The following is a 3,739-nucleotide window of genomic DNA, read 5'->3' as shown; positions in this document are numbered from 1 at the left end:
CGGTCCGCTGCGCGGTCGAGGCCGCGTCGCCGATCGGGGTCTGCTCGGCGACGTCCTGCGCGCCGGAGACCACCTCGGGCGCCTTCGGCAACCCGCCTGCGACGCCGTTGACGACCTGTTCGGGAGCCGAGGTCAGCTCGTCGGCGTGCGTCATGCCGGTGGCCGCCTTCGCGCCGGGCAGCACTTCGGAAGCCTTCGGCAGCCCCACCGCGGGCTCGTCCGAGACGAGCGGGTTGTTCCGCACCACCGGTTGCAGGGCCTTCTCCGGGCGGGCCATCGGCCCGACCGTGTAGCCGTGCACGACGTCGGCCGAGACGGCGGTGTCCGCTGTGGACACACCCTCGTGGGTCTTGCCGCGCGGGCCGATCTCGCCGCGCAGGAAGCTGCCTTCGGGATCGTGCTGCTCGACCAGGCCGGTGTGCTCGGGCTGCACGTCCAAGCCGACGTTCGGCCGGGTCTTGGTCATCCCCAGCAGGCGGTCCTTCTCCAGCCCGACGTGCTGGGCGACTCCGGCGAGCTTGGCGTTCGGCGGCTGCCCGTCGCGGAGTTCACCGGCCGCGCCGTGCGTCGTGCGCACGATGTCGGTGCCGACCTGCTTGACCACGTTCGGCGCGCTCGCGTGCAGGTCCGCGTCCACGCACGGGGCCTTGGTGCTGTTGAACTCGGGCGCCTCCTGGGCGCGGCAGGCGTCGACCGGCGCGCGGAAGCCGATCTCGTCCGGGACCGAGGACAGGTCCGGCTCGGTCAGGTCGGGTGCCGTGGCCGCTCCGGCGGTACCGGCCCCGGCCGCGGCGACTCCCGCGGCCACGACGGCGGCGTGCCAGGTGCGCGTGGTCCAGGGGCGCAAGATCAGTTCTCCTCGATGTCGCTAATGGGGAGGTGATCCCCGGCCCGGCATCGGGGTGCGGTGCCGGGACGGGGACCTGGTGTCGTCCGGCGGCGGCCCGGGCGGGCTGCGGCGGCCCGGACGCATCGGCGGACGATCAACGCGCACCACATCGGCGGTCTCGCGGAAGATCTTGACCCCGTGAGCGGGTACGCCCCTCGATCGAGTGAGTTCGGAGTTCTGCCCTGGCGGCGATCGCTTCGCGGAGTTACGAGATCACGCGGGTGGCACCAGGCTGGGGCTGATCAGGGCCATGAGGTGCTGGGTCGCCCGCTCGGCGGTGATCTCGGTGCTGCGCTCCCGCCACAGCGCGAGCCGCTCGCAGGCGCCGATGATCGACTCCGCGAACGCTTCGAGGCGCTCCGGGTCCAGATCCGGGCGGGACGCCTCCAGCAGCCGCGCGGTCAGCCCGGTCTGCTGCGCGCGGGTCTCCTCCACCGCCGAGTCGACCGAGGCGCTCGGGATCGCGGCCTCGCTGCGCAGCAGTGCCCACGCCTGCGCGTGATCGTCGCTGAACCGGAAGAAGGCCAGCAGGCAGTCGTGCAGCAGCGTCTCGTTGTCCGCGGCGTTGGCGGCGGCGACCGTGGTGGCGTCGAGCAGTTCGCGGCGCGCACGCTCGACGCACGCGATGAGCAGGCCTTCTTTGGAGCCGAAGTATTCGTAGAGCATCGGTTTGGACAGCCCGACGCGCTGCGCGATGTCGTCCATGGACGAGGCTTGGTAGCCGCTGCCCGCGAAGACCTCTTCGGCCACGGCGAGGATCTGCTGCTCGCGTTCGGCACGGGGGAGGCGCTTGCGGGGGCCGTTGGTCGTGGAGGTCGCATGCTGCGCGTTCACGACGCAAACCCTACCGGTCGCCGAGCTGACCCTACCGTTGGTAACTTACTCATAGTAGGCTGCCTTCCGGGCAGGCCGGACGCCGAACAGGGAGGACCGCCAATGGCACCCACGCCAGAGCCACAACGGGCACCGCGGCACGACACGTCGGTGATTATCGTCGGTACCGGCTTCTCCGGGCTCGGCACCGCGATCAAGCTCAAGGAAGCCGGCATCGAGGACTTCTTGGTGCTGGAGAAGGACCACGACCTCGGGGGCACCTGGCGGGACAACACCTACCCGGGCTGTGCCTGCGACGTCCCCTCGCTGATGTACTCCTTCTCGTTCGAGCAGAACCCGGAGTGGTCCCGGCTGTTCGCCGAGCAGCAGGAGATCTCCGAATACCTGCAGCGCTGCGCGGACAAGTACGGCATCCGCGAGCACATCCACTACGGCGTCGAATTCACCGGCAGCGAGTACGACGAATCGACCCGCAGCTGGCACGTTGCCACCGCCGACGGGACCGAATACGTCGGCAAGGCGCTGGTCATGGGCGTCGGCGCGCTGCACATCCCCAGCTACCCCGAACTCGACGGCATCGAGCGCTTCCAGGGCGAGGTGTTCCACTCCGCGCAGTGGAACCACGACTACGACCTGCGGGACAAGCGGGTCGCCGTGGTCGGCACCGGCGCCAGCGCCATCCAGTTCGTGCCGCGCGTCGCCGAGCAAGCGGGCAAGTTGCACCTGTTCCAGCGCACGCCGCCGTGGATCCAGCCGAAGCCGGATCAGGAGATCCCGCACAGCGTGCGCAAGTGGTTCCGCCGCGTCCCGGGGCTGCAGCGGGCAGCCCGCACCGCGGTGTACTGGGTGCTGGAGTTCCGCTCGGTCGCGGTGCTGCGCAGCAAGTGGCTCGGCAAGGTCTCCGAGCACCTGGCCAAGCGCTACATCCGGCGCGCGGTGAAGGACCCGGCGACCCGCGAAGCGGTCACGCCGAAGTACGCGATGGGCTGCAAGCGCATCCTGCTCTCCAGCGACTACTACCCGGCGCTGAACCGGTCCAACGTGGACCTGCGCACCGACGGGGTCGCGGAGGTGCGGGAGAACTCCGTGGTCTCCGGGGACGGTCAGGAGCACCCGGTGGACGCGATCATCTTCGGCACCGGGTTCCACGTCACCGACGCGTTCGACCACCTCGACGTGGCCGGGCGCAACGGCTACAAGCTCCGGGACGCCTGGAAGGACGGGATGCAGGCGCACCTGGGCATCACGGTCTCCGGTTTCCCGAACATGTTCTTCCTGCTCGGGCCGAACACCGGGCTGGGGCACAACTCCGTCGTGTTCATGATCGAGTCGCAGATCAACTACGTGCTCAGCTGCCTGCGGCCGATCCTGCGCGGCGACGTCGACCAGGTCGACGTGCGCCAGTCGGTGCAGGACGAGTTCAACGACCGGATCCAGCACCAGCTCTCGGACGCGGTCTGGTCCGCCGGCGGGTGCCAGAGCTGGTACCTGGACGTCAACGGCGTGAACCGCACGGTGTGGCCCGGTTTCACCTGGAACTACTGGCTGCGCACCCGCAAGGCCGACCCGGCGGACTTCGAGATCACCGCGGGTGCGGGGCGGCGTTGAAGCTTCGCACGGCAGTTCGATATACTGTGCGGGTTCGTTGCCGCCACCCCCGGTGAGGACAGCGCGGTCCGGGTCTCAGCTGTTCGGGCCGCAGCTCTCCGACTCGGGGGCACCCTGAGCTGGGGGCTGTCATGTCCAAGGCCCGCGCGTTGTCCACCGACGAGATCCGCGGACTCCGGGAAGAGCTGTCCGGTGGCGGCACGCCGACGGTGTGGTTCACCGCTTCGGCGGTCGGCGTCCCGGAGGGGCGGTCCGGCAAGGTGATCGCGCTCGACGAGCCCGCCGAGGGCGATTTCATCCAGGTCCGCCCGGCCGGGTCGAAAGACGTGCTCTCGTTCTCGGCGGCCGAGGTCACGCTGGTCAAGCCGCCGCGCAAGCGCAAGGAGCCGGAGCAGGCGGGGGCGAAGG

The 3,739-nt window shown here is 70.1% G+C and carries 3 protein-coding genes and 1 pseudogene; 2 read left to right on the top strand and 2 right to left on the bottom strand.

The annotated features are described in order from the left end of the window. Together IJH84_RS03260 and IJH84_RS03255 are read right to left on the bottom strand one after the other, a co-directional pair. The coding region (locus IJH84_RS03260) for a hypothetical protein (protein WP_295139999.1) at positions 1-847 on the bottom strand (847 nt) is incomplete at its 3' end. A 255-nt stretch (positions 848-1,102) separates the two neighbouring features. Next, positions 1,103-1,723, bottom strand: coding sequence for a TetR/AcrR family transcriptional regulator (locus IJH84_RS03255; protein WP_200073177.1), 621 nt, complete (start codon positions 1,721-1,723; stop codon positions 1,103-1,105). Between the two features lie 102 nt (positions 1,724-1,825). Here IJH84_RS03255 and IJH84_RS03250 point away from each other — a divergent pair, with 102 nt between their 5' ends. Both IJH84_RS03250 and IJH84_RS03245 read left to right on the top strand, forming a co-directional pair. Continuing rightward, a complete protein-coding gene (locus IJH84_RS03250; RefSeq protein WP_295139996.1) occupies positions 1,826-3,331 on the top strand; it encodes an NAD(P)/FAD-dependent oxidoreductase in 1,506 nt (501 codons plus the stop codon). Between the two features lie 131 nt (positions 3,332-3,462). After that, positions 3,463-3,739 (top strand): annotated as a pseudogene (locus tag IJH84_RS03245) (cell wall anchor protein); the annotation flags it as partial.

It is taken from the genome of Saccharopolyspora sp. (assembly GCF_017434145.1).
GTDB classification, from domain to species: domain Bacteria; phylum Actinomycetota; class Actinomycetes; order Mycobacteriales; family Pseudonocardiaceae; genus Saccharopolyspora_C; species Saccharopolyspora_C galaxeae.
This window is presented reverse-complemented; position numbering and strand designations above follow the sequence as displayed.